At 60.0% G+C, this 25,217-nt stretch carries 26 protein-coding genes; 14 read left to right on the top strand and 12 right to left on the bottom strand.

Annotated elements, in window-relative coordinates:
- The 4 genes from AMM41_RS22090 to AMM41_RS20990 all read right to left on the bottom strand — a co-directional run.
- Window positions 1-100 (bottom strand): lmo0937 family membrane protein (locus AMM41_RS22090; protein WP_194944922.1); only part of this gene is annotated, 100 nt, incomplete at its 3' end.
- A 9-nt stretch (window positions 101-109) separates the two neighbouring features.
- Window positions 110-343, bottom strand: a complete 234-nt coding sequence (locus tag AMM41_RS21000; RefSeq protein ID WP_089963829.1) for a glycine zipper 2TM domain-containing protein — start codon at window positions 341-343, stop codon at window positions 110-112.
- 427 nt (window positions 344-770) lie between these two features.
- Window positions 771-2,225 carry an FAD-binding oxidoreductase gene (locus tag AMM41_RS20995; RefSeq protein WP_089963840.1) on the bottom strand — a complete coding sequence of 485 codons (1,455 nt, stop codon included), beginning with the start codon at window positions 2,223-2,225 and terminating at the stop codon, window positions 771-773.
- A gap of 86 nt (window positions 2,226-2,311) precedes the next feature.
- A complete protein-coding gene (locus AMM41_RS20990; RefSeq protein WP_228769389.1) occupies window positions 2,312-2,668 on the bottom strand; it encodes a DUF2069 domain-containing protein in 357 nt (118 codons plus the stop codon).
- Between the two features lie 108 nt (window positions 2,669-2,776).
- Between AMM41_RS20990 and AMM41_RS20985 the strand changes: the two genes are divergently transcribed.
- Window positions 2,777-4,018, top strand: a complete 1,242-nt coding sequence (locus AMM41_RS20985) for a YihY family inner membrane protein (protein WP_089963825.1) — start codon at window positions 2,777-2,779, stop codon at window positions 4,016-4,018.
- Window positions 4,019-4,022: 4 nt separating this feature from the next.
- Here AMM41_RS20985 and AMM41_RS20980 read toward each other — a convergent pair whose 3' ends face one another.
- From AMM41_RS20980 to AMM41_RS20960, 5 genes are read right to left on the bottom strand one after another with little or no spacing between them, the layout of a single operon-like run.
- A complete protein-coding gene (locus tag AMM41_RS20980) occupies window positions 4,023-4,346 on the bottom strand; it encodes an Mpo1-like protein (RefSeq protein ID WP_089963823.1) in 324 nt (107 codons plus the stop codon).
- Between the two features lie 17 nt (window positions 4,347-4,363).
- On the bottom strand, window positions 4,364-5,692 hold the full coding sequence (locus tag AMM41_RS20975; protein ID WP_089963839.1) for a cytochrome P450: 1,329 nt from the start codon (window positions 5,690-5,692) through the stop codon (window positions 4,364-4,366).
- Window positions 5,693-5,732: 40 nt separating this feature from the next.
- Window positions 5,733-6,551, bottom strand: a complete 819-nt coding sequence (locus AMM41_RS20970; RefSeq protein ID WP_089963821.1) for an alpha/beta fold hydrolase — start codon at window positions 6,549-6,551, stop codon at window positions 5,733-5,735.
- Between the two features lie 13 nt (window positions 6,552-6,564).
- Entirely contained in the window at window positions 6,565-6,984 is a 420-nt protein-coding gene (locus tag AMM41_RS20965; protein ID WP_089963819.1) for a GNAT family acetyltransferase, read from the bottom strand.
- 5 nt (window positions 6,985-6,989) lie between these two features.
- Window positions 6,990-8,285: an O-acetylhomoserine aminocarboxypropyltransferase gene (locus AMM41_RS20960; protein ID WP_089963817.1), complete on the bottom strand. Its 1,296-nt coding sequence runs from the start codon at window positions 8,283-8,285 to the stop codon at window positions 6,990-6,992.
- Window positions 8,286-8,397: 112 nt separating this feature from the next.
- Here AMM41_RS20960 and AMM41_RS20955 point away from each other — a divergent pair, with 112 nt between their 5' ends.
- The 7 genes from AMM41_RS20955 (at window position 8,398) to AMM41_RS20925 (ending at window position 16,891) form a co-directional block, all read left to right on the top strand.
- Entirely contained in the window at window positions 8,398-8,862 is a 465-nt protein-coding gene (locus tag AMM41_RS20955; protein WP_089963815.1) for a CBS domain-containing protein, read from the top strand.
- A 132-nt stretch (window positions 8,863-8,994) separates the two neighbouring features.
- Entirely contained in the window at window positions 8,995-10,242 is a 1,248-nt protein-coding gene (locus AMM41_RS20950; protein ID WP_089963813.1) for a TolC family protein, read from the top strand.
- Window positions 10,235-12,424: a type I secretion system permease/ATPase gene (locus tag AMM41_RS20945; protein WP_228769388.1), complete on the top strand. Its 2,190-nt coding sequence runs from the start codon at window positions 10,235-10,237 to the stop codon at window positions 12,422-12,424. Before AMM41_RS20950 ends, AMM41_RS20945 begins: the two co-directional genes overlap by 8 nt.
- On the top strand, window positions 12,421-13,629 hold the full coding sequence (locus tag AMM41_RS20940; protein ID WP_089963811.1) for an HlyD family type I secretion periplasmic adaptor subunit: 1,209 nt from the start codon (window positions 12,421-12,423) through the stop codon (window positions 13,627-13,629). The genes AMM41_RS20945 and AMM41_RS20940 overlap by 4 nt, the downstream gene beginning before the upstream one ends.
- Window positions 13,630-13,689: 60 nt before the next feature.
- Window positions 13,690-14,787: a chorismate synthase gene (gene aroC, locus AMM41_RS20935; RefSeq protein WP_089963809.1), complete on the top strand. Its 1,098-nt coding sequence runs from the start codon at window positions 13,690-13,692 to the stop codon at window positions 14,785-14,787.
- Between the two features lie 3 nt (window positions 14,788-14,790).
- Window positions 14,791-15,984 carry an MFS transporter gene (locus tag AMM41_RS20930; RefSeq protein WP_089963806.1) on the top strand — a complete coding sequence of 398 codons (1,194 nt, stop codon included), beginning with the start codon at window positions 14,791-14,793 and terminating at the stop codon, window positions 15,982-15,984.
- Between the two features lie 43 nt (window positions 15,985-16,027).
- Window positions 16,028-16,891 (top strand): alpha/beta fold hydrolase, encoded by an 864-nt coding sequence (locus AMM41_RS20925; protein ID WP_089963804.1) that lies wholly within the window; start codon window positions 16,028-16,030, stop codon window positions 16,889-16,891.
- Between the two features lie 44 nt (window positions 16,892-16,935).
- Here the strand turns inward: AMM41_RS20925 and aroQ are convergent, their stop codons facing one another.
- Window positions 16,936-17,373, bottom strand: coding sequence for a type II 3-dehydroquinate dehydratase (aroQ, locus tag AMM41_RS20920; RefSeq protein WP_089963835.1), 438 nt, complete (start codon window positions 17,371-17,373; stop codon window positions 16,936-16,938).
- 167 nt (window positions 17,374-17,540) lie between these two features.
- On the opposite strand from aroQ, the gene AMM41_RS20915 reads away from it, so the two are divergent.
- From AMM41_RS20915 to AMM41_RS20890, 5 genes are all read left to right on the top strand, one after another.
- Entirely contained in the window at window positions 17,541-18,197 is a 657-nt protein-coding gene (locus AMM41_RS20915; protein ID WP_089963802.1) for a DsbA family oxidoreductase, read from the top strand.
- Between the two features lie 22 nt (window positions 18,198-18,219).
- Window positions 18,220-18,810 (top strand): histidine phosphatase family protein, encoded by a 591-nt coding sequence (locus AMM41_RS20910; protein WP_089963800.1) that lies wholly within the window; start codon window positions 18,220-18,222, stop codon window positions 18,808-18,810.
- A complete protein-coding gene (locus AMM41_RS20905) occupies window positions 18,807-19,574 on the top strand; it encodes a formylglycine-generating enzyme family protein (protein WP_194944921.1) in 768 nt (255 codons plus the stop codon). Before AMM41_RS20910 ends, AMM41_RS20905 begins: the two co-directional genes overlap by 4 nt.
- On the top strand, window positions 19,571-20,269 hold the full coding sequence (locus AMM41_RS20900; RefSeq protein ID WP_368664982.1) for an SDR family oxidoreductase: 699 nt from the start codon (window positions 19,571-19,573) through the stop codon (window positions 20,267-20,269). The genes AMM41_RS20905 and AMM41_RS20900 overlap by 4 nt, the downstream gene beginning before the upstream one ends.
- Window positions 20,270-20,770: 501 nt before the next feature.
- On the top strand, window positions 20,771-21,397 hold the full coding sequence (locus tag AMM41_RS20890; protein ID WP_089963831.1) for a LysE family translocator: 627 nt from the start codon (window positions 20,771-20,773) through the stop codon (window positions 21,395-21,397).
- Between the two features lie 181 nt (window positions 21,398-21,578).
- Here the strand turns inward: AMM41_RS20890 and AMM41_RS20885 are convergent, their stop codons facing one another.
- A complete protein-coding gene (locus tag AMM41_RS20885) occupies window positions 21,579-23,504 on the bottom strand; it encodes a B12-binding domain-containing radical SAM protein (protein WP_089963795.1) in 1,926 nt (641 codons plus the stop codon).
- Between the two features lie 120 nt (window positions 23,505-23,624).
- Between AMM41_RS20885 and AMM41_RS20880 the strand changes: the two genes are divergently transcribed.
- Window positions 23,625-24,800 (top strand): hypothetical protein, encoded by a 1,176-nt coding sequence (locus AMM41_RS20880; protein WP_089963793.1) that lies wholly within the window; start codon window positions 23,625-23,627, stop codon window positions 24,798-24,800.
- Between the two features lie 206 nt (window positions 24,801-25,006).
- Here the strand turns inward: AMM41_RS20880 and AMM41_RS20875 are convergent.
- Window positions 25,007-25,217, bottom strand: a 211-nt coding sequence (locus AMM41_RS20875; RefSeq protein ID WP_194944920.1) for an IS30 family transposase, incomplete at its 5' end; no start/stop codon positions are given.

Genomic DNA, 25,217 nt, shown 5'->3' with positions numbered 1-25,217 from the left:
CGATGACCAACAAAATGTGGATGAAGCCACCCAGCGTGTAGGAAGACACCAGCCCAACCACCCACAGCAAGAGCAAAACGATCGCAATGGTTTCAAGCATGGTGTGGGCCTAGTTTGTGTTCTTGTTGATTTCGTGGCCAACCACACCCCCCACGGCCGCACCACCCAAGGTGCCTGCCGCGCTGCCGCCCGTCAAAATGGAGCCGCCAACGGCCCCCACACCTGCGCCAATGGCGGTTCTTTTTTCTTGCTCAGTCATGCCAGCGCATGCGCTGAGGCCCAAGACGAGCGCGACCGCGGCCGCTGTGCGCAAGCCGCAAGAGGGAAGGGGGATTTTTTTCATGATGGAACTCCTGGACGGGTTAGAGGAACGCTCGACCCCTGCCTGAATCCAAAGGGCTCAGGCAGGGTCAGCCGTTTCAGCATAGGAGCCGCGTGTTGTTCCGTCTGTGGCTTGCCTCACCAAAGAGTCCACTGATTTGTAGGAGCGACGCCCCCGTCGCGAAAAGCCCAGCAAACCACCCGCATCCCCCGAGGGCAGGGCTCCCACAAAATGCCAGGCACCCCCCCTTGTAGGAGCGACGCCCCCGTCGCGAAAAGCCTCGCAGCCCACAACCCATCGCCCCGAGGGCGGGGCTCCCACAAAATGCCAGGCACCCCCCTGTAGGAGCGACGCCCCCGTCGCGAAAAGCCCAGCAAACCACCCCCATCCCCCCGAGGGCAGGGCCCCACAAAATGCAGGCGGCAGCCCCGCCGCATGGCAGGTCAGGTCACTCGGCGCTCAGCACCCGCCCGGGGTTGAGCAGGTTGTGCGGGTCCAGGGCTTTTTTGACGGCCCGCATCATGGCCAAGGCTGTCGGGTCTTTGTAGAGCGGCAGCTTGCCCGCTTTGAGTTCGCCCACGCCGTGTTCGGCACTGATGGAGCCTTTGAACCGGCTGACTTGGTCAAACACCACGGTGTTGACCGCGTCTTCATGGGCAAGCACAAACGCTTTGCCGTCTTGGCCCTCGGGTGCTTGCACGTTGTAGTGCAAGTTGCCATCACCCAAATGGCCAAAATCAACCAGGCGCACGCCCGGAAACGTCTGGGCCAGCAAAGCGTCGGTTTCGGCCACAAAAGCAGGGATCAAGGACACCGCAATGCTGATGTCGTGTTTCACGTTCGGGCCTTCTTGCTGCTGCGCCAAGGTGATGCTTTCACGGATGTGCCAAAGTCCACGGGCTTGTGTCAGGCTTTCGGCCACCACGGCATCGGTCACGCAGCCGTGGTTCATCGCCTCTTCAAGGAGCGATTCAAACTGGCTGCGGGCATGCGCCTCGTTTTCGCTGTCCGAGTTTTCGATCAGCACGCACCAAGGCGTTTCTTGCCACAAAGGCACGCGCAGTTGGGGGTAATGTTTGTCCACCAAGCTCAGGGCAAATTGCCCCATGACCTCAAAACCCGTCAGGCTGGGCCCCAAACGCTGGTGCGCCAGGCCCAGCAGGGCCACAGCCGCTTCCATGCTGGGCACGGCGGCCCAGGCGGTCAGCTGTGCAGCAGGCTGCGGAAACAACTTCATGGTGGCCGCTGTGATGATGCCCAAAGTGCCCTCGCTGCCAATCATCAAATGGCGCAGGTCATAACCTGTGTTGTCCTTGCGCAGCCCTGTCAGGCCACTCCAGACCTCGCCCTGAGCGGTGACCACTTCCAGGCCCAGGCACAGCTCTCGGGTGTTGCCGTAGCGCACCACTTGTGTGCCCCCGGCGTTGGTGCCCAAATTGCCGCCAATGGTGCAGCTGCCTTCGGCCCCCAAACTCAGAGGGAACAGCAATCCGGCACTGTCGGCAGCAGCTTGCAGGTTCTGCAGCACGCAGCCTGCCTCGACGGTGATGGTCAGGTTGTCTTTGTCGATGGCACGCACAGCGTTCATGCGGGTCATGCTCAACACAATTTGTGTGCCTGAAGCGTCAGGCACGCTGCCCACCACCAAGCCAGTGTTGCCACCTTGCGGCACGATCGAGGTTTGGGCCGCTGCACAAGCCTTGACCACGGCCGCCACCTGCGCGGTGTCTGCAGGCCGCACCACGGCCAAGGCCCGGCCCTGAACACGTTTGCGCCAGTCTTGTTCCCAAGTGGCCAGGTCTACCCCCGGTGTTTCATGGGTCAAGACGTGGGCATCGCCACAAATTTGGCGCAGTTGCGCGAGCAAGGTTGTATGAGCGAGGCTGGGGCTGGACGTGGTCATGGGCAGGGTGTGGGTCAAGTTCAAGGCAACAAGCGGCTTGTTTTGGGGACTGATGTGTGGGCCGCAAAGCCGCCCTCACTGGAGCCTTAATTTTTGGTCACAGGCACAAACAAGCCAGTCGCCTTGGCGGCTTTGAAGCGGATGCGCACATGCAGGGCGCAGGCCACGAACAGCACCACACAAAGCAAAGTCTGTAGACCGGCCAAGCCCGACGAGGGCCAAGCATCGCCCCAGGCACGGACCACGCCTTCGGTGAAATAAAGCCAGATCAGCAAACTGACCCAGCGGTAGGTGTACATGCGATTTTTGAGTAAACCGGCAAGCGGCAGGCAAAGGGGCAAGACCTTGATGGCCCACCAAGAGCCGCCCGGGCGCAAGGGGGCCAGCCACAGCTCCCAAAGCAGCCCCGTCAAAATCAGGCCCAGCAAGCTGCCAACGGCCATCCATCGGGTCAAGTCAAGGCCCTCCGGGATGCGTTCGGTCTCAGAAAGGGGGGCGTTTTGTGGGGGGGGCGTGGTGTGGGGCTTCATTGCGGTGGCATCATACCGGGCATGTTGCCTACCGCCTACAAGACCTCGTTGTACGACCATGCCCGCCTGTGGTGGCAAGAGCTTTGTGCCTTTCCCTGGCGTCAGATGGCGGGTGTTTTGGCCCGGCGTTTTCGAGATGCTCGCCTGGGGGTGAGCGCGGGCTCATTGACCTTCACCACCATGCTGGCCATCGTGCCGCTGTTTGCGGTGGGCCTGGCCGTGTTTGCGGCGTTTCCGGTGTTTGGCAAGTTCCAGGACACGATCCAGCGTTGGTTGGTTGAAAGTCTGGTGCCCGAGAGCATTGCCCGCCAGGTGCTGAGCTATTTGACGCAGTTTTCGCGAAAAGCCAGCCGCCTGGGTTCGGTGGGTTTGGTCGCGGTGTTGATGTCGGCCGTGGTTTTGATGGTCACGATCGAGCGCACCTTGGGCCAGATTTGGGGCTTGCAACGCCAGCGGCCATTGCCACAAAGGGTCTTGCTGTACTGGTCGGCCATCACCCTGGGGCCTTTGTTTTTGGGGGCCAGCCTGGCCATCACCTCGTATGTGGTCACTGCCTCGCAAAATGTGGTGGATGTCTTGCCCGGCCCGATTCGGTGGTTGCTCGACAGTTTTGAGTTTGTGTTGCTCACGGCCTGTGTGAGTGGTTTGTATTTTTATGTGCCCTTTACCCGCGTGCGCTGGCGCCATGCCATCACGGCAGGTTTTTTGGTGGCAGCGGCGCTCGAGTTGGCCAAAAAAGGCATGGCCGTTTACCTGCTGCAAGTGCCGACCTACTCGCTGATTTACGGCGCCTTCGCTGCGCTGCCTATTTTGTTGGTCTGGATTTACGTGACCTGGCTGCTGGTGCTGCTGGGCGCGGTGCTGGCCGCCAGCTTGCCCGAGTTGGGTCGCCCAGAGTGGCGCAAACCAGACGGCTCGGGCTGGTCCTTCAGGCTGGCGCTGGAGGTCTTGGCCGAGTTGAACGCCGCCAAGGCGTCAGAGCGGCGGGGTTTGAGCACCGATGATCTGGCCAAGCGCTTGCGGGTGGAGTTGAGCGAGCTGCGCCAGGTGCTGGAGGTTTTGCGTGGCCTCGATTGGGTAGGACGCCTGACCGAGCAAAACGACCAGGGCCAAGCCCGGCAGGTCTTGTTGGTCGACCCTGCGCTGGCCACGGTGGCCCCGCTGGCCGACCGTTTGCTGGTGCATCGGGGGTCTGCGACCGACCCGATTTGGCAGCAAACGGGTCTGGACCAGATCCGCTTGGTGCAGCTGTTGCCGAGGTGAGCGCTCAAAAACTCACACGCCCGCGCCACATGTCCCGGTACATGACCCAGTCGCCCATGAAGCTGTAGAGCGGGCGCTTGAAGCTGGCGGGCTTGTTTTTCTCGAACACAAAATGCCCGATCCAGGCGCAGCCGTAGCCACACAGCAAACCATACAAAAAGTACTGGGGTTTGCCGGTCACGGCCAGCATGGCCAAACACATCAGGCTCAAAGTGCTGCCCACAAAATGCATGCGGCGGCAGGTGCGGTCGCTGTGCTCGCTCAAATAGAAGGGGTAGAACTCGGCAAAACTGCTGTGCTGAGGCGCTTGTGTTTCAGTGGTGTTCATGGCGTGTCTCTTGGTGCTTATTGGATTGAAAACGGCGCGTGCAAAAAGCCGCGAAACCGGGCGCGGCCGCCGCGCTGGGGTGCTTGCGTGAGCTGGTAATTTGGAAAGCGCTGCAAAAAGCGGCCGATGGCCACGCGGCCTTCTAAACGCGCCAGGCTCAGGCCCGCGCATTGGTGCACACCAAAGCCAAAGGCCAGGTGCTTGTTGCCGGTGCGGCGCAGGTCCAGTTGTTCGGGGTTCTCGTACACAGCCGGGTCGCGGTTGGCCGCGCCAATGCACAGCGTGACCAGCGCACCTGCGGGCAAGTCGACGCCATTGACTTGGGTGGCTTGAACCGCGCGGCGGTTGCTCAGTTGGTTGGACGATTCGAAGCGCAAAAACTCATCCACGGCCAGGCCCATGATTTGTTCGCGTTCTGCGTTGCTGGCCGCTTGCTTCAGGTCGGCCTTGAGTTGTTCGCGCTGCTCAGGCCATTCCTGCAGGCTGATGAGCGCGTTGCCGATCAGGTTGGTGGTGGTTTCGTGCCCGGCATTGAGCAGGAACACGCAGTTTTGCAGCAGCTCGACTTCGCTCAGCGCTTCTCCATTTTCCTCACCCTGGATCAGCCGGGTCAGCACGTCGTGCTCCGGGTCGCCGGGGTGCTGGCGGCGTTGCGCCACCAATTGACGCAGATAGGCCAGAAACTCGCTCACGCTGCGGTGGCCCAGCGCTTCTTGCTCGGTGGTGAGGGCGGGCTCCAGCGCCCCCAAAATGGCCAGCGACCAGCCGCGCAGCGGTTCGCGCTCGGCGTGCGGCACGCCCAGCAGGTTGCCGATGATTTCCACCGGGATGGCCGAGGCAAAGTCTTCGATCAGGTCGCCACCGCCTTGCGCCCCGATCTTGTCCAGCAGGCTGTCCACCAGCAGCACCAGGCCAGGCTCCATGGCTTCAATGGCGCGGCGGGTGAGCGCCCCCATGATCAAGCGGCGCACCCGGGTGTGCAGGGGCGGGTCGTTGAAGACCAGGCTGCTCGTGTGGTGCTCGAACAGCGGGGAGACACCGCTTGTTGTGGCGAAGGGCGGCTGGTTGAAAGGCGCGTGGTTGTATTTGGGGCCGAATTCGACCTGCTTGTCAGAGCTGAAGACCTTGGCGTCGCGGTACACCGCCACCAGATCGGCGTGGCGCGTCAGGAAATACGAGCCATCGGGCATGCGCTTGAAGGGCTCGGACTCGCGCAGTGCCGCATAGACCGGGTAAGGGTTGTCCAGAAAGTCGCGCGGCAAGGCCCGCAGGTCCAGGTTTTGGGCCATCTCGCGGGCCCGCTCAGCCGACAAGGGCGGTGTGATGTGGTCAGTCAATGGGTTCATCTTGTAGAAGCACACTCCTGTGCGCGAACGGCCGTCCAGCTCACGGTTTCAAAAAATCCTTGAGCGCCTGCAACACGCCTTCGGGTGCCTCGGTCATGAGCGAATGGCCTGCGGGCAGCTTGACCACCTTAGGCTGCGTGCACAGGTCAATCAGGCTTTGCGCCGCTTTGGGCGGCGTCATCTGGTCGGCGTTGCCCAGCACAAACAGGGTGGGGCAGGCCACTTGCGGCATGGCGGCTTCTGCGCCTCGGTAATCGTCGCAGGCCTTGAAGCCGGTGTGAAACACATTGACCTGCGTGTTGCTGGCCAGCACCCGGCGCATCAGCGCCTTGCTGCCGCCATAGAGCCAAGTGCCGGGGCCCAAAGCCGAAGGCGGTGGGGCGAGTGTGGAATGCGAGAAGCTGTTGACCATGTCAATGGCTTTGAAGGGGGCGCTGACCGACAGATCGAGCAGGGCGGGCGACACGCGCATCGGGTAGGCCGTGCCGACCATGACCAAGTGGCTCACGCGCCCGGGGTGGGCTTGCGCGTCGCGGGCCGCCGCCTCCAGGGCAATGAGCGAGCCAAAGCTGTGGCCGATCAGCGCAGCCTTTTCGATCTTCAGGGCATCGAGCAAGGCGATGACGGTGTCGGCCGCTTCTTCCACGCCTTGGGGTGGGGTGCCTTCGCTTTTGCAGTGCCCGGGCAGGTCAATGGCCAGCACGTTCCAGCCGTGGTGCGCCATGTAGCGGGTTTGCAAAATCCAGACGCTGTGGTCGTTGAGCACGCCGTGGATGAACACGGCGGTGGGCTGCTCGGGGTTGAAGGGCTTGCCGCCGGTGTAGGCGTAGAGCGTGTGGGTGGGCAGTGGAATGTGCATGATGGGTGGCAGTTCAAAGGTCCGGGATCAGGCGTTTGCCCATGCTGACGACCTGGTCGTCGCGGTAACCCAGCGATTCGTAAAAAGCCAGCACTTGGGCGTTGCTGGCACGCACTTGCAAATTGATTTTGGGGCAGCCCGAGGCCAGCAACAGGGCTTCGCCATGCTGCATCATGGCCTTGGCGTGGCCTTGTCGTTGTTGGTCCGGCGAGACGGCCAGGTAGTTCACCCAGCCGCGATGGCCTTCGTAGCCAAACATGGCGCTGGCCATCAAGCGGCCCTGCACTTCGCCCACCAAAAACAGGTCTGGGCGCACTTGCAGCTTGCGGGCGATGTCCTTGTAGGGATCGTTCCAGGGGCGTGTCAGGTCACAGCTTTGCCACAAAGCCACCACGGCGGCTTGGTCAGAAGTTTGGTAGGCGCGAATCTGCATGGTGATCAGGCCTTGTCTGCGGCCTTGAGGGCTTTTTTCAGGTCGTCGATCAGGTCGGCCGGGTCTTCCAGGCCAATCGACAAGCGGATGGTGCCGGGGCCGATGCCGCCTGCGGACAGTGCTTCGTCCGTCATGCGAAAGTGCGTGGTACTGGCCGGGTGGATCACCAGGCTGCGGCAGTCGCCCACATTGGCCAGGTGGCTGAAGACCTTGAGGGTTTCGATGAACTTTTGGCCTTGAGCGCGGCTGCCCTTGATGTCGAAGCTGAACACCGAGCCTGCGCCGCGTGGCAGCAGCTTTTGCGCCAAGGCGTGAGACGGGTGGCTCTCCAGCAAGGGGTGGCCCACGCGGCTGACCAGCGGGTGGGCTGCCAAAAACTCGACCACTTTGGCCGTGTTTTCCATGTGCCGGGCCATGCGCAGGGGCAGGGTTTCGATGCCTTGCAAAATCAGCCAGGCGGTGTGCGGGCTCATGCAGGCGCCGAAGTCGCGCAGGCCCTCGCGCCGGGCCCGCAGCAAAAACGCGCCCACGGTGCTTTCTTCGCTGAACACCATGTTGTGAAAGCCTTCATAGGCTTGGCTCAACTCGGCAAACTTACCCGATTGGTCCCAGTCAAAACTGCCGCCATCGACCACCACACCGCCCACCACCGTGCCGTGGCCCGACAAAAACTTGGTGGCCGAGTGGTAGACCAGATCGGCCCCGTGATCAAAGGGCTTGATGAGCCAGGGCGAGGTGAGGGTGGAGTCCACCAGCAGCGGCACACCCGCTTCGTGCGCTATGGCGCTCACGGCCTCGATGTCCAGCACGTCCATGCCGGGGTTGCCCACGGTTTCGCCAAAAAAGAGTTTGGTGTCGGGCTGCACAGCGGCTCGCCAGGCGTCCAAGTCGCCGGGTTTCACGAAAGTGGTGCGGATGCCAAAGCGGCTCAAGGTGTAGTGCAGCAGGTTGTGTGAGCCACCATACAAAGCACTCGACGCCACGATGTGCGAGCCCGCGCCCATGAGGGTGGCAATGGCCAGGTGCAAGGCTGCCTGGCCGCTCGATGTGGTGATGGCCCCGATGCCGCCTTCCAAAGCCGAAATGCGTTGCTCCAGCACCGCGTTGGTGGGGTTGCTGATGCGGCTGTAAACATGGCCAGGGCGTTCGAGGTTGAAGAGGGCTGCGGCCTGGTCGCTGGATTCAAAAACGAAGGAGGTGGTCAGGTGGATGGGCACGGCCCGTGCGCCTGTGGCCGGGTCGGGGGCCGCACCTGCGTGCAGGGCCAAAGTGTCAAAACCGGGATCGCTGTAGCCAGCCATGGGATGTCTCCAAAAAAAGATCGCACCAGCCAAGGGCAGTGGCTGGGCACAGGGTTCATTGTGGGCTATATTAATTCTTCACAAGTCACATTTTGGCCAGAGGAGACACCCCATGAAAGTCAGCGATATTCTGCGCGTCAAAGGCAGCACTTTGTTCACGGTCAAACCCGATGAACTGCTGGCCACCGCCTTGAACGCCATGGCCGACAAAGACATCGGTTCTTTGGTCGTGATGTCGCAGGGCCAACTCGCTGGCATGCTGACTTTTCGTGAAGTGATTCAGCAGGTGGTCAAAAACGGTGGACAAGTGGGCCAGACTACGGTCCAAGAGGCCATGGACACACAGCCCCTGACCTGCACTAGCGAGACGGACCTCGATGAGGTGCGCCGCATCATGCTCGAGCGCCATGCCCGCTACATGCCCATCATGGATGAGCATGTGCTCATGGGGGTCATCAGCTTTTACGATGTCGCCAAGGCCGTGGTCGACAGTCAAGACTTTGAAAACAAAATGCTCAAAGCCTATATTCGCGACTGGCCAGGCCAAGATTCGCCTGCCGCTGCGCCAAGCGCCTGATTGAGCATGGTTTTCTGGATTTTTTGAGTTCCTAAAAACTCAAAAAATTACTTAAAAGACATCTTGGTTTTCTATTGCATAATATTTGAGTACCAAAAAATACAAAGCCTTTAGCCGGGCTTTGGGACTCAAATGACTCATTGCAATTTTGGACGGGCCTGGTTGGCCTGTGCCGGTTTTTTACTGGTCAGTCCCTCCATGTCTGCTGCGGCAGAGTTGGGCTTGTCCGAGGCCTTGGCCCTGTCGGCCAGTCAGCACCCTTCTGTCAGGGCCAAGCAGGCTGATGTGCAAGCCGCTCAGGGTGATCAAGAAACTGCCAAGTGGGCTCGCTACCCCACCTTGAGCACCGAGGTCACCACCACCGGAAAACGGCCCCAAGGGGCTGTGCTTGTGCAGCAACCTCTGTGGGCTGGCGGAAAAATCGATGCACAAATTCGCATGGCCGAGGCCAATGTGGGTTTGTCCGAGGCGGGTTTGAGCGAAACACGCAACAGCCTCATGCTCCAGGCAGGGCAGCAGTTTTTCGAGGTATTGCGCTGGCGGCAGCGCCTTCAAGTGGCGCTGAAAAATGAAACTGAGCATCACAAGTTAAAGAGCTTGATCGATCGGCGTGTGGTGTCTCAAATCAGCCCCGTTGCCGATCAAGTGCTGGCCAATGCCCGCTTGCAACAGGCGGTGAGCGAAAGAATCCAGTTCAGTCGTTCCTTGCAATCGGCCCAATTGGCTTTGCAACAACTGGTCGGTGTGCCGTCGTCGTCCTTGCGTCAACCCCGTGCTGTGAGGTGGCAAGCCCAAGATGAAGCCTTGGCCATCGCTTCAGCCAAATCTGCATCAGCCGAGTTGCAGCGTTTGCGCACCCAGCAACTGGTCACTCAAGCCCAGATTGACATTGCCGATGCCTCGGTCTACCCCACCTTGGTCTTGGCCCATCGCCGTGCCTTGGGTGCGTCCGAGGTGGGTGTTGATCCCAACAAGACTTATTTGGCCGTGCAGTTTTCGCCTGGCCCTGGTTTGTCTGCCAAAAATGCCGCAGCGGCGGCACGTTTGCGCATGGAAACCGTGCTTCAAAATGCGGCTGCGACCGAGCGCTTGCTTGAGCAGCAGGTCAGCACATCAATGGCTGATCTAAAGTCCATCGAACAACAGCTGGAACCTGCTCAAGCCTTGGTCAGCGCGACCGACGAGGTGGTGGACTCTTATTTGCGTCAATACCAGATTGGCAAGAAAAACTGGTTGGACGTTCTCAATGCAGTGCGTGAAAGCTCTCAAGCGGCTTACAGCGCGGTGGATGTGAGCAACAACAAGGATGCATTGCAGCTGCGCTTGATGTTGCTCACGGGACAATTGTCTGCCCACAACCTGGCAGCGCTTCATGACTGAACCACAAGACAGGGACAGCGTGATGCTGGACAGTTCGCTCGCCGCGGTCTTGTCCCGATTGGCCGGCTTGCTGGGGCAGGCGGTCCCGGCTCACCGTTTTGGCATGCTGTCTCGTACCCCTGATGGCGTGGAGGTCGAAAGTCTCAGCCGTGAAGAACGGCTCAAAGTCTGGTGGTTGTCCCGCTTTCCCATGGCCGATATCCAGACCATTGAAGCCAAAAACCTTTCCCCGTCAGACTTTCCACTGCTTTGGGTGGGCGCAGGGAATGACGCGCAGGTCTGGCTGGTGCGAGGAGGTTCAGGTCGAAACACCTTGACATGTCAGGACGCCGATGGCGTGACCCACATGCTGGAGATGTCTGCAGCGCGGCAGGGACGGCTCTTGCAGCTGACCACCATGCCGGCACGACCCGGCGAAACAGCTCACCGCTCCATGAGCGCCACTGACTGGTTTACCACCTCCATTCGGCGTTATCGCTCGGTTTTTCTAGAGGCCGTGGTGGCCACTTTTGTCATCAGCATGGTGGGTTTGGTGGCCGCGCTTTACTCCATGCAGGTGTATGACCGGGTCATTCCCACCAAGGGCTATTCAACATTGTGGGTGCTGACCATCGGGGTGGTGATCGCCATCTTGATCGAGTTGGTTCTCAAGCAGGTGCGTGCCTACATGGTGGACCGGGCTTGCAAAGTGATCGATCAAGAGTTGTCGGCTGTCTTTTTTGGCAAGGCCCTGGACATTCGCATGGATGCACGGCCCCGCACCGTGGGCACTTTTGCTTCGCAAATTCGGCATTTTGAGTCGGTGCGCAACTTTTTGACTTCGTCGAGTCTGTTCATCATGGCCGACTTGCCTTTTGCAGTGTTTTTTGTGGCGGTGATCGCTGTGATCGCTGGGCCGGTGGCCTTGGTTCCTTTGTTGTCGGTGCCCTTGGCGGTGTTGGCGGGTATGGCGTTCAACAAACCATTTGAAAAATACACCGGCATGCACATGAAGGAGTCCAACGAGAAAAACGGTCTCCTGATCGAGGCCATTGATGGCATTGAGTCGGTCAAGGCGGCCAATGCAGAGTGGAAATTGCTGGATCGATGGCGTGCCATGACGGTCAACATCGCCAGCAGCGAGCTCAAAATGCGCTTGTTTTCGACCTTGTCGAGCAATTTGACCCAGACCATTCAGCAATTGAGTTATGCCTGCATGGTGGCCGCGGGGGCCTACGCCATCAATTCTGGGCAGCTGACCATGGGTGGACTGATTGCATGTTCGATCATTTCGGGCCGCGCCATGACGCCTGTGGCGCAGTTACCGGGCCTGATTGCCCAGTGGCACCATGCCAAGGTGGCTTTGACCTCTTTGGATGGGATCATGGCCATGCCCAGTGATCGCCAGGACATCGATCGACTGGTGGTGCCCGAAGATTGCTTGGGTGAGTTGAAACTCGACAAGGCGGTTTTTGCCTACATGAAAGATGTGCCGGGTTTGGAGGTGCCGTCTTTGCTGATCCGTCCGGGTGACCGGGTGGCGGTGTTGGGCACGGTTGGCTCTGGCAAGTCCACCTTGATCAAGCTGTTGTCCGGGCTTTACAAACCCACAGGGGGCCATGTTTTTCTGGACGGCATTGACATGATGCATTTGGCACCCGAGTTCGTGCGGGAGCACATCGGTTACTTGCCTCAAGATGTGCGTTTGTTCAATGGCTCGCTGCGCTACAACCTGAGTTTGGGTTTGCCCTTGCCCAGTGATTCCCAAATCCTCAAGGCGGCCGCTTTGACCGGTTTGGATCAGGTGATTCAAAACCATCCTTTGGGCCTGGAGCTTGAAATCGCCGAGGGTGGGCGCGGGCTTTCCGGTGGGCAACGCCAGTTGGTGGGCCTGACCCGCATGCTCTTGGCCAGCCCCAAGGTGTTGCTGCTGGATGAACCCACTGCATCGATGGACGCCAAGCTTGAAAACACGGTGATGCAACACCTTTTCAAGGAAATGCCTGCCGACAGTGCCATCGTCGTGGTCACCCACAAACCCAATGTGTTGCCCCTGGTCAATCGGATTTTGGTGGTCGACAAGGGTCGGGTGGTGCTCGATGGGCCACGCGATGAGGTACTCAATCGCCTGCGATCACCCTCAGGAGCAGCGCCAAGCCCGGCTGCGCTGGAAGCATCGGGCACAACGGGAGCGGCAGCATGAAAATTTTCTGGTTTTTGGAGTCGGCAGACCCCCAGGTTCAGCAAGAAAATCTGTCCCGTTCACTCAGGCGTCCGCGTTGGGCGGTGTGGTCTTTGTTTTTGACCAGCGCCGTTTTTTTCACCTGGGCCTATTACGCCGAAATTGACCAAATCACGCGTGCGCCAGGCTCGGTCATCTCCAGTGCGCGTTCGCAAATCATCCAGTCTTTAGACGGTGGCGTGATCGAAGAGTTGCTGGTCAAGGAAGGCGATGTGGTGCAGCGCGATCAGGTCTTGGTCAAGATCGATGGCACCCGTTTGGAGTCCAGTTATCTCGAGACCCGCGCCAAGTCAGCCGCCTTGGCCATCACTGTGGCCCGTTTGCAGGCCGAAGTTTTGGGTCGTCAACCGCGTTTTCCACCCGAAGCCAAAGCCTACCCGGAGTTCCGTGAGACCCAAAGCATGTTGTTCAAAAAGCGCATTGCTGCCATTCAGGAAGAGCTGCGGTCTTATGAAAACATCAAAGCCATTGTGCAAAAAGAACTGCAGATGACGCGCCCCTTGCTCAAAACGGGTGACGTCAGTGCCACCGAGGTTTTGCGACTTGAGCGGCAGGTGGCCGATACGCAGGCTCAAATCACCAACCGGAAAAACAAATACTTTCAAGACACCCAAGCCGAGTTGAGCAAAGCCTTGGAAGAGTTGGCGGGCGTTCAGCAGGTCATGGCGCAGCGCAAAGACCAATTGACGCAGACCGAATTGAAAGCCCCCTTGCATGGCATCGTCAAAAACGTTCGTGTCACCACCCGGGGCGGTGTGCTGCGTCCGGGCGAAGAAGTCATGCAAATTGTGCCCCTCGAAGAAGATCTGGTGATCGAGGCCCGGGTCAGCCCGGCCGATATCGCCTTCATCAAGACGGGCCTCAAAGCCACGGTCAAGATTGATGCCTACGACTACACGATCTACGGCGATTTGTCAGGGACGCTGTCCTACATCAGCCCCGACACCTTGTCAGAGAACCTCAACCTTCAACATGGCGAGCAACCGTATTACCGGGTGCACGTCAAGACCGATGGGCGTCGCTTCAGTGCAAAGCCCGATCAAAAGCTCGACATCCAGCCCGGCATGACCAGCACGGTAGAGATCAAAACCGGCAGCAACACGGTGCTCAAGTACCTGGCCAAACCCGTGGTCAAGACATTGAGTCAGTCCCTGGGCGAGCGCTGAGCCCTGAATGGGTTTTTTATATTGCTCGGCAAGGGCTGCGCTCTGGGATAATCCTTACCCATGAGCGGCAATACCTTCGGACAACTTTTTTCGGTCACCAACTTTGGTGAATCCCACGGCCCGGCCATTGGCTGCGTGATTGACGGCTGCCCTCCGGGCCTGTCGCTTTGCGAGGCAGACATCCAGCCCGATCTGGACCGTCGTCGCCCGGGCACCAGCAAATTCGTCACCCAGCGCAACGAGCCCGATGCGGTGCAGATTGTCTCGGGGGTGTACCAAGGCAAGACCACGGGCACGCCGATTTGCCTGCTCATTCAAAACACGGACCAGCGCAGCAAGGATTACGGGGACATCTTGCAAACCTTCCGTCCGGGCCATGCCGACTACACCTACTGGCGCAAATACGGTCTGCGCGATCCACGCGGCGGTGGCCGCTCTTCGGCCCGCCTGACGGCCCCCATGGTGGCGGCGGGCGCGGTGGCCAAAAAATGGCTCAAAGAAAAGTGGGGCACCACCTTTGTGGGTTGCATGACCCAAATTGGCGATCTGCCGATTGGCTTTGAGAGTTGGGACCATGTGCCCAACAACCCGTTTTTTGCCCCGGTGGCCGATGTGTCGGCGCTTGAGGACTATATGAATGCGCTGCGCAAATCGGGCGATTCCTGCGGAGCCCGACTGCGTGTGGTGGCCCAAGGTGTTCCGGCCGGTCTGGGGCAGCCGCTGTTTGACAAAATGGACGCGGACATTGCATTTGCCATGATGGGCATCAATGCGGTCAAGGGCGTTGAGATTGGTGCTGGGTTTGGCTGTGTCACCCAAAAGGGCAGTACGGCGGGCGATGCACTGACACCCGAGGGCTTTGTGGGAAACAACGCGGGTGGGGTTTTGGGGGGCATCAGCACCGGTCAAGACATCGAAGTGTCCATCGCCATCAAGCCCACAAGTTCCATTTTGATTGCGCGGGATTCGATTGACGCCAACGGACAGCCCACCGAAGTCATCACCAAAGGCCGCCACGATCCTTGTGTCGGTATTCGTGCAACTCCTATTGCCGAGGCCATGTTGGCCTTGGTGGTCATGGAACATGCCCTGCAGTTCCGTGCCCAATGTGCCGATGTCGAACATGCATTGCCCCCGATTGCCCCGTTCAAGACTTGATGCATGACGCCCCGCCGTCAACTTTGGCCGTTTGCAGCGCTTTCGGCCAGTTATTTTGGGCACATAGGATTTTTTAACCCCTATTTGCCGCTGTGGCTGCAAGACATGGGCCTGAGCTTGTTGACCATCAGCGTGCTCACGGCGGTGCAAGCCACCACCCGTTTGTTCGCGCCCTATGCTTGGGGGGCCATCAGCGACAGAACCGGTGAGCGCGTCAAACTGCTGCGCATCGGTGCGGGCGTGGCATTTGTCTGCGCTTGTTTTTTGTGGGGTGACTGGGGGCCAGTGGGGCTGGGGGTGGTGTTGCTGCTCATGTTCACCCACACCAGCGCCATGATGCCCATGAGCGAAGCGGCCATGGCGCATTTGGTCAGCCAAAATGGGGCCTTTGACACCAAACGGTATGGTCGGGTGCGGCTTTGGGGGTCCATGGGGTTTTTGCTCACGGTGTTTGTGGCCGGAGCCTGGTTCGAGGCCTTTGGCATGAAGCATTTTCCGGGTTGGACGGTGTTCAGTTTGGGCGCGGTGCTGTTGAGCGTGTGGTGGATGCCCGACATCAAAGAGGCGGCGCACTTGGTGGTCGAGCATGTGTCGGTGGGGCCGGTATTGCGCCAAAAACCTGTGCAGTGGTTTTTTGCGTCCACGTTTTTCCATGTGCTTTCGCACATCGGCATTTATGTGTTTTTCTCGCTTTACCTCAATTCCTTGGGTTACAGCAAGACCATGATCGGTGTCTTGTGGGCGGTGTCGGTGGCGGTCGAGGTGGTGTGGTTTTTTACCCAATCGCGTTGGCTGCCGCGCTTGTCCCTGACGGCCTGGCTGGTGGCCTGCTCAGCCGTCATGGTGTTGCGCATGGGCTTGACGGCCGCTTGGGCCGATGTGTTGTGGATTTTGCTGTTGGCGCAAATGCTGCATGCCATCACCTTTGCCACGCACCACACGGTGTGCATTGCCTTGATTTCGCAACACTTTGCGGGTCGATTGCGGGGCCGTGGTCAGGCTTTGTACACCGTGATTGCCTATGGGTTTCCGGGGGTTCTGGGGGCTTTGTTGGGCGGGCTCATCAGCGAGCGATGGGGCTTGCAAAGTGTGTTTGCCTTGAGCAGCCTGACCGGTGTGGTGGCCACGGCGGCGGCCTACAGGGTCTGGCGTTTGCAGCACCCACGCAGACCCTTGTCTGATGCCCCCGCTGCTTGAGTGTCTGTGCCTCTTGCCCTCTGTTTCTTTGTTCCTTTGATGTATGTCCTTTGCTGCCTTGCCTGAGTTTTTGCCCTTGGCTTTGAGAGAAACACTGCTCGATGCGGTGCGTCTAGAAACACACTACCAGCAATCCACCACGGTCTGGCACGCTTGGGGCCGGACCGAGCACCCCACCGTTGTGCTGTTGCACGGTGGCAGTGGCAGCTGGACCCACTGGGTGCGCAACATCGCCGTTTTGCGTGATGCCGGCTGGCGTGTGCTGGTGCCCGATTTGCCCGGTTTTGGCGACTCGGACTTGCCAGAAGGCTGCACCGACACCACCGATTTGCCGCCGCACCTGCACCAGGGTTTGCAACAGCTGCAGCCCTCGGGGCCGGTCAGCTTGGTGGGGTTTTCCTTTGGCGGCATGACCGCTGCCTTGTGGCTGGCCGCGCATCCCGAAGATGCTCAGGCCCTGGTCTTGGTGGGGGCTCCGGGCATGGGGTTGGCGCAATCGCAGCGCACCGTGCTCAAGGGGTGGCGGCATTTGCCCACGCCCGAGGCGCAGCGCGAGGTGCACCGGCACAATTTGCTGGCGCTCATGCTGCAGCATGAGGCTTCATTGGACCCTTTGGCTTTGGCTTTGCATGCCGCCAATGTTCAGCGTGACCGCATGCCGCGCAGACGCTTGTCGTCCACCGACATTGTGGCCCGCACCTTGCCAAAGGTTCAGGCAAGGGTGAGCGCCATTTACGGTGAAAACGATGCCTTGTATGGTCCTCGTTTGCCCGAGGTCCAAGCGGCCATGGAACAACTGGCCCCCCGCTGGGGCCAGTGGAACACCGTGCCAGGGGTGGGTCATTGGGTGCCTTATGAGGCCACCGAACGGTTCAACGTCGCTTTGATCCAAGTGCTTCGGGCGTGAGTGGCCAAAGGCCTGGCAGTAATTGGACGGGCGCTGGCTCAGATTCAGCCCTGAATGGCACGGATGGCGGCACGCAATCCCAGCAAATAACTGTTCACACCAAAGCCAGCGATTTGACCTTTGGCGATGGGGGCAATCACGGAGTGGTGACGAAACTCCTCACGGGCGTGGATATTGGACATGTGCACTTCGATGATGGGGCACTTGAGAATGGCCAGTGCGTCTCGGATGCCATAGCTGTAATGTGTCCAAGCCCCGGCATTGATCAGCACCGCTTGGGTGCCGTCGGTGTGGGCTTGGTGAATGCGCTCGGCCATTTCTCCTTCCATGTTCGTTTGAAAGCACTCGACATGGGCGCCCAATTCTTGGCCCAAGGCCACCAATTGGGCGTCGATTTCGGCCAAGGTGATGGTGCCGTACTGCGCCGGATCGCGCTTGCCGAACATGTTGAGGTTGATGCCGTTGAGGGTCAGGATTTTCATGGTGGTGGGTGTCGCGATGAAGATCAGGGCAATTGGCCTGAGCGCCTGCCATTGTCGGTGATTTGCGGCAAGATCAGGGTCTTTGGCGGGCAAGAGGCTCACTCGTGGACCCTGCGTCAGCCGTCAATTTTTCTAACTGAGCAAGGGCTGCGCCCCAGGAACGACCGATGACTCCTCTCAAAATTGATTTTGTCTCTGACATTGCGTGCCCTTGGTGCGCTGTGGGCTTGGGTGCCCTGGAGCAGGCCTTGGAGCGCTTGCAAGGCCAAGTGCAGGCCGATTTGCATTTCCAGCCCTTCGAGTTGAACCCCCACATGCCCCCGGGTGGTCAAGATTTGGGAGAGCACTTGAGCGAAAAATATGGCTCAACGGCAGAGCAACAAGCGCAGATTCGCCAGACCATTGCCGCCCGAGGGGCCGAAGTCGGGTTTGAGTTTCACCCCGGGGGGCGCGGTCGTGTCTACAACACCTTCAATGCCCATCGCTTGCTGCACTGGGCCGAGGGTCAAGGCGCTGGTGCTCAGCATGCCCTTAAAAAAGCATTTTTGCAGTCCTACCAAGGGCGGGCCGAATGCGTCGAAGACGCCGAAGTCTTGCTGGCCAGTGTGGCCGCAGCGGGTTTGGATGTGGCTGCTGCCCGCGAAGTGCTCCTCAGCGATGCGCATGGCGCCTCGGTGCGCGAGCGCCAGCAGTTTTATGCCCAAGCCGGCATTCGCTCGGTGCCTGCGGTCATCATCAACGACCGTCATTTGATCTCGGGCGGGCAGCCTGTCGAAGTGTTCGAGCAAGCCTTGCGCCGCATCGCTTCGGGCGAAGTGTCCTGAGCCGACCCCTCACGTCTGCATCATGCACAAGCTGAACACGGCGCGTCGCCACTTTTTGCAAGGCTCCACAGGCCTTTGGACCGGGGTGTTGTTGGCCAACCTGGCCGCCAGCCCTCGTGCATGGGCCAACGAGGCCTTGGCCCGGATTTGGCAGCGCGAGGGTGGGGTGCTCATGGTTCGACATGCCACGACCGAATCGGGCTTGGGCGATCCGCCTGGGTTGGCCTTGGGTCAATGTCAAACCCAACGCAATCTGTCCGAGCAAGGTCGTCAGGAATCACGCGATCTGGGGCGCTGGATGCAGGCCCAGCCCGTCAAGCCTGATGCGGTGCTCAGCAGCCAATGGTGCCGTTGCCAAGACACGGCCCGGCTGGCCTTTGGGGCCTATGACAACTGGTGGCCTTTGAACTCGACCTTTGCAGGCCAAGGCGACGCCAATGCACAAGCCTTGGCCATGCGAGCCCGTTTGCGTGAGTTGCCACCCGGGCGACGTGAAGTCTGGGTCACCCACCAAGTCAACATGACGGCGCTGACCGAGGCTTATCCGGCCATGGGGGAAGCTTTTTTGGTCGATCGACAAGCTCGATTGCTGGCGCGGGGGCGCTTGACATGACCATCTTGAGGAACGTGGGCACTGGTTTGGGGGCATCTGCTGCGCTGGTTTGTGCAGGGGCTTGGGCTCAGGCGGGGGACCCCGTGTCATTGGGCGACTGGGCCATCGACCGCACCGAAGTCACCATCGGCCAGTTTGAGCGCTATGTGCGGGCCACCGGCACCGTGACCCGCGCCGAAAAAGAGGGCGGTGGTTTTGAATATGGCGCGGGCTGGGAGCGCCGCCCCGGCTGGTCTTGGCGCAAGCCCGATGGCGTGGCCCCGGTGAGCGCTGATTTGCCCGCCGTTCATTTGGACTTTGCCGAGGCGCAGGCTTACTGCCGGTGGGCCGGAGGGCGTTTGCCCAGCGGGGCCGAATGGCAAAAGGCCGGGTTTACCGAGCTGCGCGATGCACCGCCTGCGCCCTGGGTCAAGGGCCGCACCTACCCCTGGACTACGGGCGACAGCCCGCAAGGCGCCAACACCAGCGATGCCGACCCGTGGCCCAGGGCCGCGCCCGCAGGGGCCACACGCCAAGGCGTGAACGGCTTGTTCGACATGGGGGCCAATGTATGGGAATGGACCACCGATGCCCAGGGCAAGGAACGACGAACGGTGGGTGGTTCTTGGTGGTACGGCACCTTCAACATGAAGGCCGATGTGCAGGCCTACAAACCGGCTGACTTTTACGCGGTCTACATTGGCTTTCGTTGCGTCTACGACCTCAAGCCCGCGCAGGCAAACCCCGCCCGCGCCCCAATGCCTGTGGGCCAGTCCAGGCCATGATGAATTCCCTGCCCGAGGGCTACCGCGCCCTGGTCATCGGTGCCCGTGGTGCCATCGGCAGCGCTTTGCTGCTGCAGCTGCAAAACGATCCGCGCTGCGCCGCCGTGAAGGGCGTGTCGCGTGACAGCTCGCCAGGGCTTGATCTGTTGAGCGAAACCAGCATCGCCGACTGCGCCCGCGACTTGGCCTCACAAGGCCCCTTTCATCTGGTGCTGGATGCCACTGGGGCCTTGACCTTGAACGGGCGTGGCCCTGAAAAAAGGCTGGACGAATTGGAGGCGACCCATTTGCTGAGTGCCATGCACCTCAATGCCGTGGGTCCCAGTCTCTTGCTTAAACACCTTGTGCCTTTGCTGGCCCCCGGTCAACGGGTGATTTGGGGCAAGCTGTCGGCACGGGTGGGCAGCATCGAAGACAACCACAAAGGCGGCTGGTACGGTTACCGGTCGGCCAAGGCGGCGCTGAACATGTTGCTGCAAACCGCCGCCATTGAAATCGCCCGACGCAGGCCACTGGCTGTGGTGGCCGCTTTGCAGCCTGGCACCGTGCAATCCCCGTTGAGCCAGCCTTTTGTGGGCTCAGACGCACTGCCCCCCGAACAAGCAGCCCAGCGGCTGTTGGCGGTGCTGGACGCCTTGTTGCCCACCGGTCGGGCCCAATTTGTGGACCACCTCGGTCAGCACTTGGCTTGGTGAGGTGTTGGTGGGTGTCAAGCGATGAGCGTTGAGCGGGCAGGGTGCCGGGTTTTTGTAGGAGCGGCGCCCTCGCCGCGATGGACTTCGCGATGGCCTCGGATTGGCCCCCCCACGCCCATTCCAAATCCCAGGCTCCATGACACCAAGGCAAAAGCACCATAGCCCAAGCCCAGGATGAGCAGGAAGGAAAAAAACAAGCCTTCACGCTCTTTGCCATCCGCAGGTTGGACCCGTTTGAACCATGAAAAAAGTCCCGTGGGGGGACGCAGTGAGGAGGACGGCGGCATGGTTGGTGTTTTTTGGTCATGATTTTGTATTCCAAATGCTGCATGAAATGACCGCATTCAAAAGCCCGCCCCGAGCAGCCCCCTTGACGGTTTGGCCTGTGGGTGCTTATTGAGAACACAGCAGGCAGTGCACCAGACGCCTAGGCTCTGATGCTCAAGGCTGAACCGCCACAATCGAGCCCTGAATTTCCAAACAACAAACAAAGGGATGGATGTGACGTTTCAAACTTGGTGGCTTTTTGTCGTGATGACTTTTGTGGTGTCGGCCACACCCGGACCCAATATGCTCTTGGTCATGAGCCATGGGGCCAGATCGGGCTTGCGTGCGGCTGTCTTGACCATGGCCGGTTGCATGAGCGCTTTGCTGTGCATGATGAGTCTTTCGGCCGCAGGTTTAGGCGCTTTGCTCACCCACTTTCCGGTGGTGTTTGATGCACTGCGTTATCTGGGTGCGGCCTATTTGGCTTATTTGGGCTACAAATTGTGGGCATCGACCGTGCGCCGCCCTGAAGCAAGCCCTGTCAATGCCGACGAGCCCACGCGCAGCGGCGCATCATTTTTCCGCCAAGGCTTGGCCGTGGCGGCCAGCAATCCCAAGGCGATCGTGTTTTGCGCGGCCTTTTTCCCCCAATTCATCCATCCTGATCGGCCCGCTTTGGTGCAATTTGGGGTTTTGATGGCCACTTTCAGCGTCATCGAAGTCAGTTGGTACCTGATTTACGCCCTCAGTGGCCACAAGCTGTCACGCTACTTGCAGCAAACCCACGTCATCCAAAATTTCAGCCGCGTCACAGGGGGCGTGTTTGTGGGCTTTGCTGCTTTGATGGCCATCAGCCGTTGAAGACACGCTCTGTGCATGGGCTCGGGTTTACCCCCGGTAACTGTGCGTCAAGCTGTGGATAAGCCCATGAACAAGCCTTGAAACCCGCACCCCTGTTGGTCTGGCGGGGTGTGCTCAATGATTAAGCAGGCCCTCCAATGTGGGCCTGATGGTGTCGACTTGCAGGTCGATGCCTTTCAGATCAGCCCAGGGCCCGGGCGATTTTGTGGCGCGGCACGGTGGTTTTGGGGCACTGCCCTTTGGGCAGTTCAAACCACTGGCGCACATCGTTGTCCACCCCCACGCCGTGCATGAAGTTGTAGATGGCTTTTTTAAGGCCCTGGCCCAGCAGGTCGTGGTCCACGCCGGGGGGCATGCGGGTGGGGTCGACAAAGCCCACGTCGTTTTTGGCAAAAGTGCCCTCGGGCAGGGGCAGCAGTGTCACGCCGTAAGCCTCGGGGTTTTGCCCTACGGGCGAATGCACGGTGCAGACAAAGCGGTGAAAAAAGCCGCTGTGGATGCAGCCGTTTTCAAACAACTGGCGCACGTATTCGAGCGCGTCCACCGTGTCTTGCACGGTTTGAGTGGGAAAGCCGTACATCAGGTAGGCGTGCACCAGCACGCCCGCATCGGCAAAACCTTTGGTGACTTGCGCCACCTGCTCGACCGAGACGCCTTTTTTCATCAGGGCAAGCAAACGGTCGGATGCGACTTCGAGCCCACCGGACATGGCAATGCACCCGCTTTGCGCCAGCAAGTCGCACAGCTCGGGCGTGAAGGTTTTCTCAAAACGGATGTTGCCCCACCACGAGATTTGCACGCCACGGCGCAGCAGTTCTTCGGCCAAGGCCTTGAGGGCTTTGGGCGGCGCGGCTTCGTCCACAAAGTGAAAGCCGGTCTGGCCTGTTTCGGCCACGATCTGCTCGATGCGGTCCACCAGCGTGCTGGCTTGCGCGGTTTCGTAGCGGCTGATGTAGTCCAAGCTCACGTCGCAAAAGCTGCATTTCTTCCAGTAGCAGCCGTGCGCCACGGTGAGCTTGTTCCAGCGCCCGTCGCTCCACAGCCGGTTCATGGGGTTGAGCATGTCCAGCAGCGACAAGTACTGGTGCAGCGGCAGGCCGTCCCAGGTGGGTGTGCCCACGTCTTCAAACGGCACGTCGGGCTCAGCCAAGTTGATGTATTGCACCTGGCCTGCGTCATTGCAGATGAAGGTGCGCTGAAGGCGCTGCATGCTGCGCTGACCTTTGAGGTGCTCGATCAGGCTCAGCAGCGGGCGCTCGCCGCCGTCGAGCGTCACGAAATCCACATGCTCAAAGACGCGGGCGTCTTTGAGCTCACGCAGCTCGGTGTTCACAAAGCCACCGCCCAAAGCGATGCGAATGTGCGGGTGAGCCCGCTTGATGCATTGGGCGATGCGAAACGCCGCATAGACCGAGCCGGGGAAGGGCACCGACAGCAGCACCAGCGTGGGCTGGTGGCGCTCAACAGCCTGCAAGGCCAAACGCTCCAGCGTGCGGTCGATCAAATTGGGTGGTTCGGCCAAGGCCTGGGCCAGCGCATCAAAGCTGGGCTGGCTGGCGGCCAGGCGTTCGGCATAGCGCACAAATTCAAAGCCTTCGTCCACGGCGTCGCGCAGCACATCGGCCAAATCATTCAGGTACAGGGTGGCCAGGTGTCGGGCGCGGTCGGTCTGGCCCAAAGCGCCAAAGGCCCAGCCAATCGGGTCGCCCGTGCCGTCGTCCTCATAAGCGTCAAGTGCTGCAAAGCGAGGGCCTTCGGGCAAAAAGCCCCGGCCTGCGATGCGGTGGCTCAGCGTGCTGTCGCGGCCCTGCAAAAAGGCGATCACCGGGTCGATGCTGACGGCGTAATCGTTGAAGTGGTCGAGGAAAAAGTTCACCGGACCCGAGCGCTCTTCGACGGGCAAAGCCAGTGCCACGTCGCGCAGATCGTTCAGCCCCTTTTTGTTCAGCAAGGCCAGCACGGTGGCCAGCGCCAAGTCAACTTGTGCCGCATCAAAACCCCGCGAACGCAAAAAACCCGTCAAGTAGGCCGTGGACGGGTAGGGCGTGTTGAGCTGCGTCATCGGCGGGATGAGGCTGAGCACTTTGAACGGGGTGGGGCTGGGCATCAGGCGGACGGTTTTTGATTGGGTGGGATGATTATCGACGGATGAAGCCCCTTCCTGTATTGGGCCGCAGGGGCGTTAACATTCAGCCGCTCTTCTCGCCTTATCCCAGCTGTTTTTCACATGAACCCCTTGCCCGAAGCGACTCAAGGCGCTGCCATCTCTCTGTCCGCCTTGATGGTTCAGCCCCCCGGTCTTGCCCCGCTCACCCCCGCGCAGCAGCGCTTCAACGCCTTGCTGGCCCGCATCGAGCAGCTTTCGGGTCACATCGAGCGGCTGCAGACGTGGTCGGACCGGCACCGTTATGCGCACATTCAGGCCCTGCGCGAATCGGTGCAGCAGGCACAGACGCACCGCAAAAGCCTGCTGCTCTTTGTGCATGAACGCCTGCAGACGGCAGACTTCACCGACCGCCAGCAACGCATGGCCAGGGGACTGGTGCGCGGTTTGATCGATCAACTGGCCGCCAGTGCCGACCCGCAAGTGCAGGCCCTGGCCGATTTGTATGTGAGGGAAGAGGACACCCAAGAAGCGGCCCAAGAGCAGGCCGAGGCGGCGCAGCGCTTGCGCGAACGCATCGAAGAAGCGCTGGGCCAGCCCTTGAACAAACCCAAGCAATACCAAACGCCCGAGGAGATGATGCAGGCGGGCATGCGCCAGTGGCAACAACAGCAAGAGGCCGACGAGGCCCGCAAATCGGCCAAACGGGCGGCCCGCAAGGCGCAAAAAGATGCGCAAAAGAAAAATGCAGCGGCAGAAAAAGGCGAAATACCCCCTGAAGCCTTGCGTGCAGCCGATGCCCAAAGTGCCATCCGCACGATATTCAGGCAGCTGGCCAGCGCACTGCATCCGGATCGTGAGCCGGATGAACAAGAACGTCTGCGCAAAACCGGTCTGATGAGCGAGGTCAATGCCGCTTATGAAAAAAACGACCTGACCACCTTGTTGCGTCTGCAAATGCAGGTGACACAGGTCAATCCGCAAAATGCAGCACGCATGGCCGACGACAAGTTGATGGCCATGTCCGTGTTGCTCAAAGAGCAGGTCGTGGCATTGGAAGAAGATTTGGACCAGTTGCAAAACCGCTTGAGTCGTGAGTTGTGCGTGCCCGTGCTGGCTCAAGCCGACGAAGCAGCGATGACCCAGTCGTTGCAGCGCCTTCAGGCCGATCAGCGCCACATCACGGACAGCTTGGAGGCCGATTTGCGCCGCATTCAAAACGATGCTGCGCTCAAGCGCTGGCTCAAAGAGCAGTGGCAGTTGGCCAAATTCCAAGTTCAGGACAGAGACGACTTTTGACAGACCGTCTGTCAGTCAAGTCAGCGGCGATTGAGCCTGTTTGAGGTGCTGGCGACTGCGCTTGTCTGATGGGACGGTGGGTCAACGCACAGACTGGGGGGCAGTTTCGTGGTTTCATGGCTTTGATGGTGATTTTTGCGCACGAAATAATCACGTTTAAAAATATAGGATGGGCGGATTCAAAAGCGAAGTGCAACACCCTTTTTTCAGTGGATGAGAGTGGAGTGTTGCGGACTGTTCAGGAGCAGTTCCCTGTAAACAGACAGCGGTGATCGTACCCCCAAACCTTTGCGCGGGCGGTTGTTGATTTCATCTGCAATTGCATCCAGTTCTTCTTGGCTGTAAACAGACAAATCCGTGCCCTTGGGCAGGTACTGCCGCACCAAGCCATTCATGTTCTCGTTTGAGCCCCTCTGC

Source organism: Limnohabitans sp. 2KL-3 (genome assembly GCF_001269405.1).
Lineage (GTDB): Bacteria > Pseudomonadota > Gammaproteobacteria > Burkholderiales > Burkholderiaceae_C > Limnohabitans_A.
The sequence above is the reverse complement of the archived record's forward strand: the minus strand, read 5'-3'. Positions and strand labels throughout refer to the sequence as shown.

Coding starts and splice junctions, on each gene's coding strand:
- AMM41_RS21000 (WP_089963829.1), bottom strand. CDS start 343: ATGAAAAAAATCCCCCTTCCCTCTTGCGGCTTGCGCACAGCGGCCGCG.
- AMM41_RS20995 (WP_089963840.1), bottom strand. CDS start 2,225: ATGACCACGTCCAGCCCCAGCCTCGCTCATACAACCTTGCTCGCGCAA.
- AMM41_RS20990 (WP_228769389.1), bottom strand. CDS start 2,668: ATGGCCGTTGGCAGCTTGCTGGGCCTGATTTTGACGGGGCTGCTTTGG.
- AMM41_RS20985 (WP_089963825.1), top strand. CDS start 2,777: ATGTTGCCTACCGCCTACAAGACCTCGTTGTACGACCATGCCCGCCTG.
- AMM41_RS20980 (WP_089963823.1), bottom strand. CDS start 4,346: ATGAACACCACTGAAACACAAGCGCCTCAGCACAGCAGTTTTGCCGAG.
- AMM41_RS20975 (WP_089963839.1), bottom strand. CDS start 5,692: ATGAACCCATTGACTGACCACATCACACCGCCCTTGTCGGCTGAGCGG.
- AMM41_RS20970 (WP_089963821.1), bottom strand. CDS start 6,551: ATGCACATTCCACTGCCCACCCACACGCTCTACGCCTACACCGGCGGC.
- AMM41_RS20965 (WP_089963819.1), bottom strand. CDS start 6,984: ATGCAGATTCGCGCCTACCAAACTTCTGACCAAGCCGCCGTGGTGGCT.
- AMM41_RS20960 (WP_089963817.1), bottom strand. CDS start 8,285: ATGGCTGGCTACAGCGATCCCGGTTTTGACACTTTGGCCCTGCACGCA.
- AMM41_RS20955 (WP_089963815.1), top strand. CDS start 8,398: ATGAAAGTCAGCGATATTCTGCGCGTCAAAGGCAGCACTTTGTTCACG.
- AMM41_RS20950 (WP_089963813.1), top strand. CDS start 8,995: ATGACTCATTGCAATTTTGGACGGGCCTGGTTGGCCTGTGCCGGTTTT.
- AMM41_RS20945 (WP_228769388.1), top strand. CDS start 10,235: ATGACTGAACCACAAGACAGGGACAGCGTGATGCTGGACAGTTCGCTC.
- AMM41_RS20940 (WP_089963811.1), top strand. CDS start 12,421: ATGAAAATTTTCTGGTTTTTGGAGTCGGCAGACCCCCAGGTTCAGCAA.
- aroC (WP_089963809.1), top strand. CDS start 13,690: ATGAGCGGCAATACCTTCGGACAACTTTTTTCGGTCACCAACTTTGGT.
- AMM41_RS20930 (WP_089963806.1), top strand. CDS start 14,791: ATGACGCCCCGCCGTCAACTTTGGCCGTTTGCAGCGCTTTCGGCCAGT.
- AMM41_RS20925 (WP_089963804.1), top strand. CDS start 16,028: ATGTCCTTTGCTGCCTTGCCTGAGTTTTTGCCCTTGGCTTTGAGAGAA.
- aroQ (WP_089963835.1), bottom strand. CDS start 17,373: ATGAAAATCCTGACCCTCAACGGCATCAACCTCAACATGTTCGGCAAG.
- AMM41_RS20915 (WP_089963802.1), top strand. CDS start 17,541: ATGACTCCTCTCAAAATTGATTTTGTCTCTGACATTGCGTGCCCTTGG.
- AMM41_RS20910 (WP_089963800.1), top strand. CDS start 18,220: ATGCACAAGCTGAACACGGCGCGTCGCCACTTTTTGCAAGGCTCCACA.
- AMM41_RS20905 (WP_194944921.1), top strand. CDS start 18,807: ATGACCATCTTGAGGAACGTGGGCACTGGTTTGGGGGCATCTGCTGCG.
- AMM41_RS20900 (WP_368664982.1), top strand. CDS start 19,571: ATGATGAATTCCCTGCCCGAGGGCTACCGCGCCCTGGTCATCGGTGCC.
- AMM41_RS20885 (WP_089963795.1), bottom strand. CDS start 23,504: ATGCCCAGCCCCACCCCGTTCAAAGTGCTCAGCCTCATCCCGCCGATG.
- AMM41_RS20880 (WP_089963793.1), top strand. CDS start 23,625: ATGAACCCCTTGCCCGAAGCGACTCAAGGCGCTGCCATCTCTCTGTCC.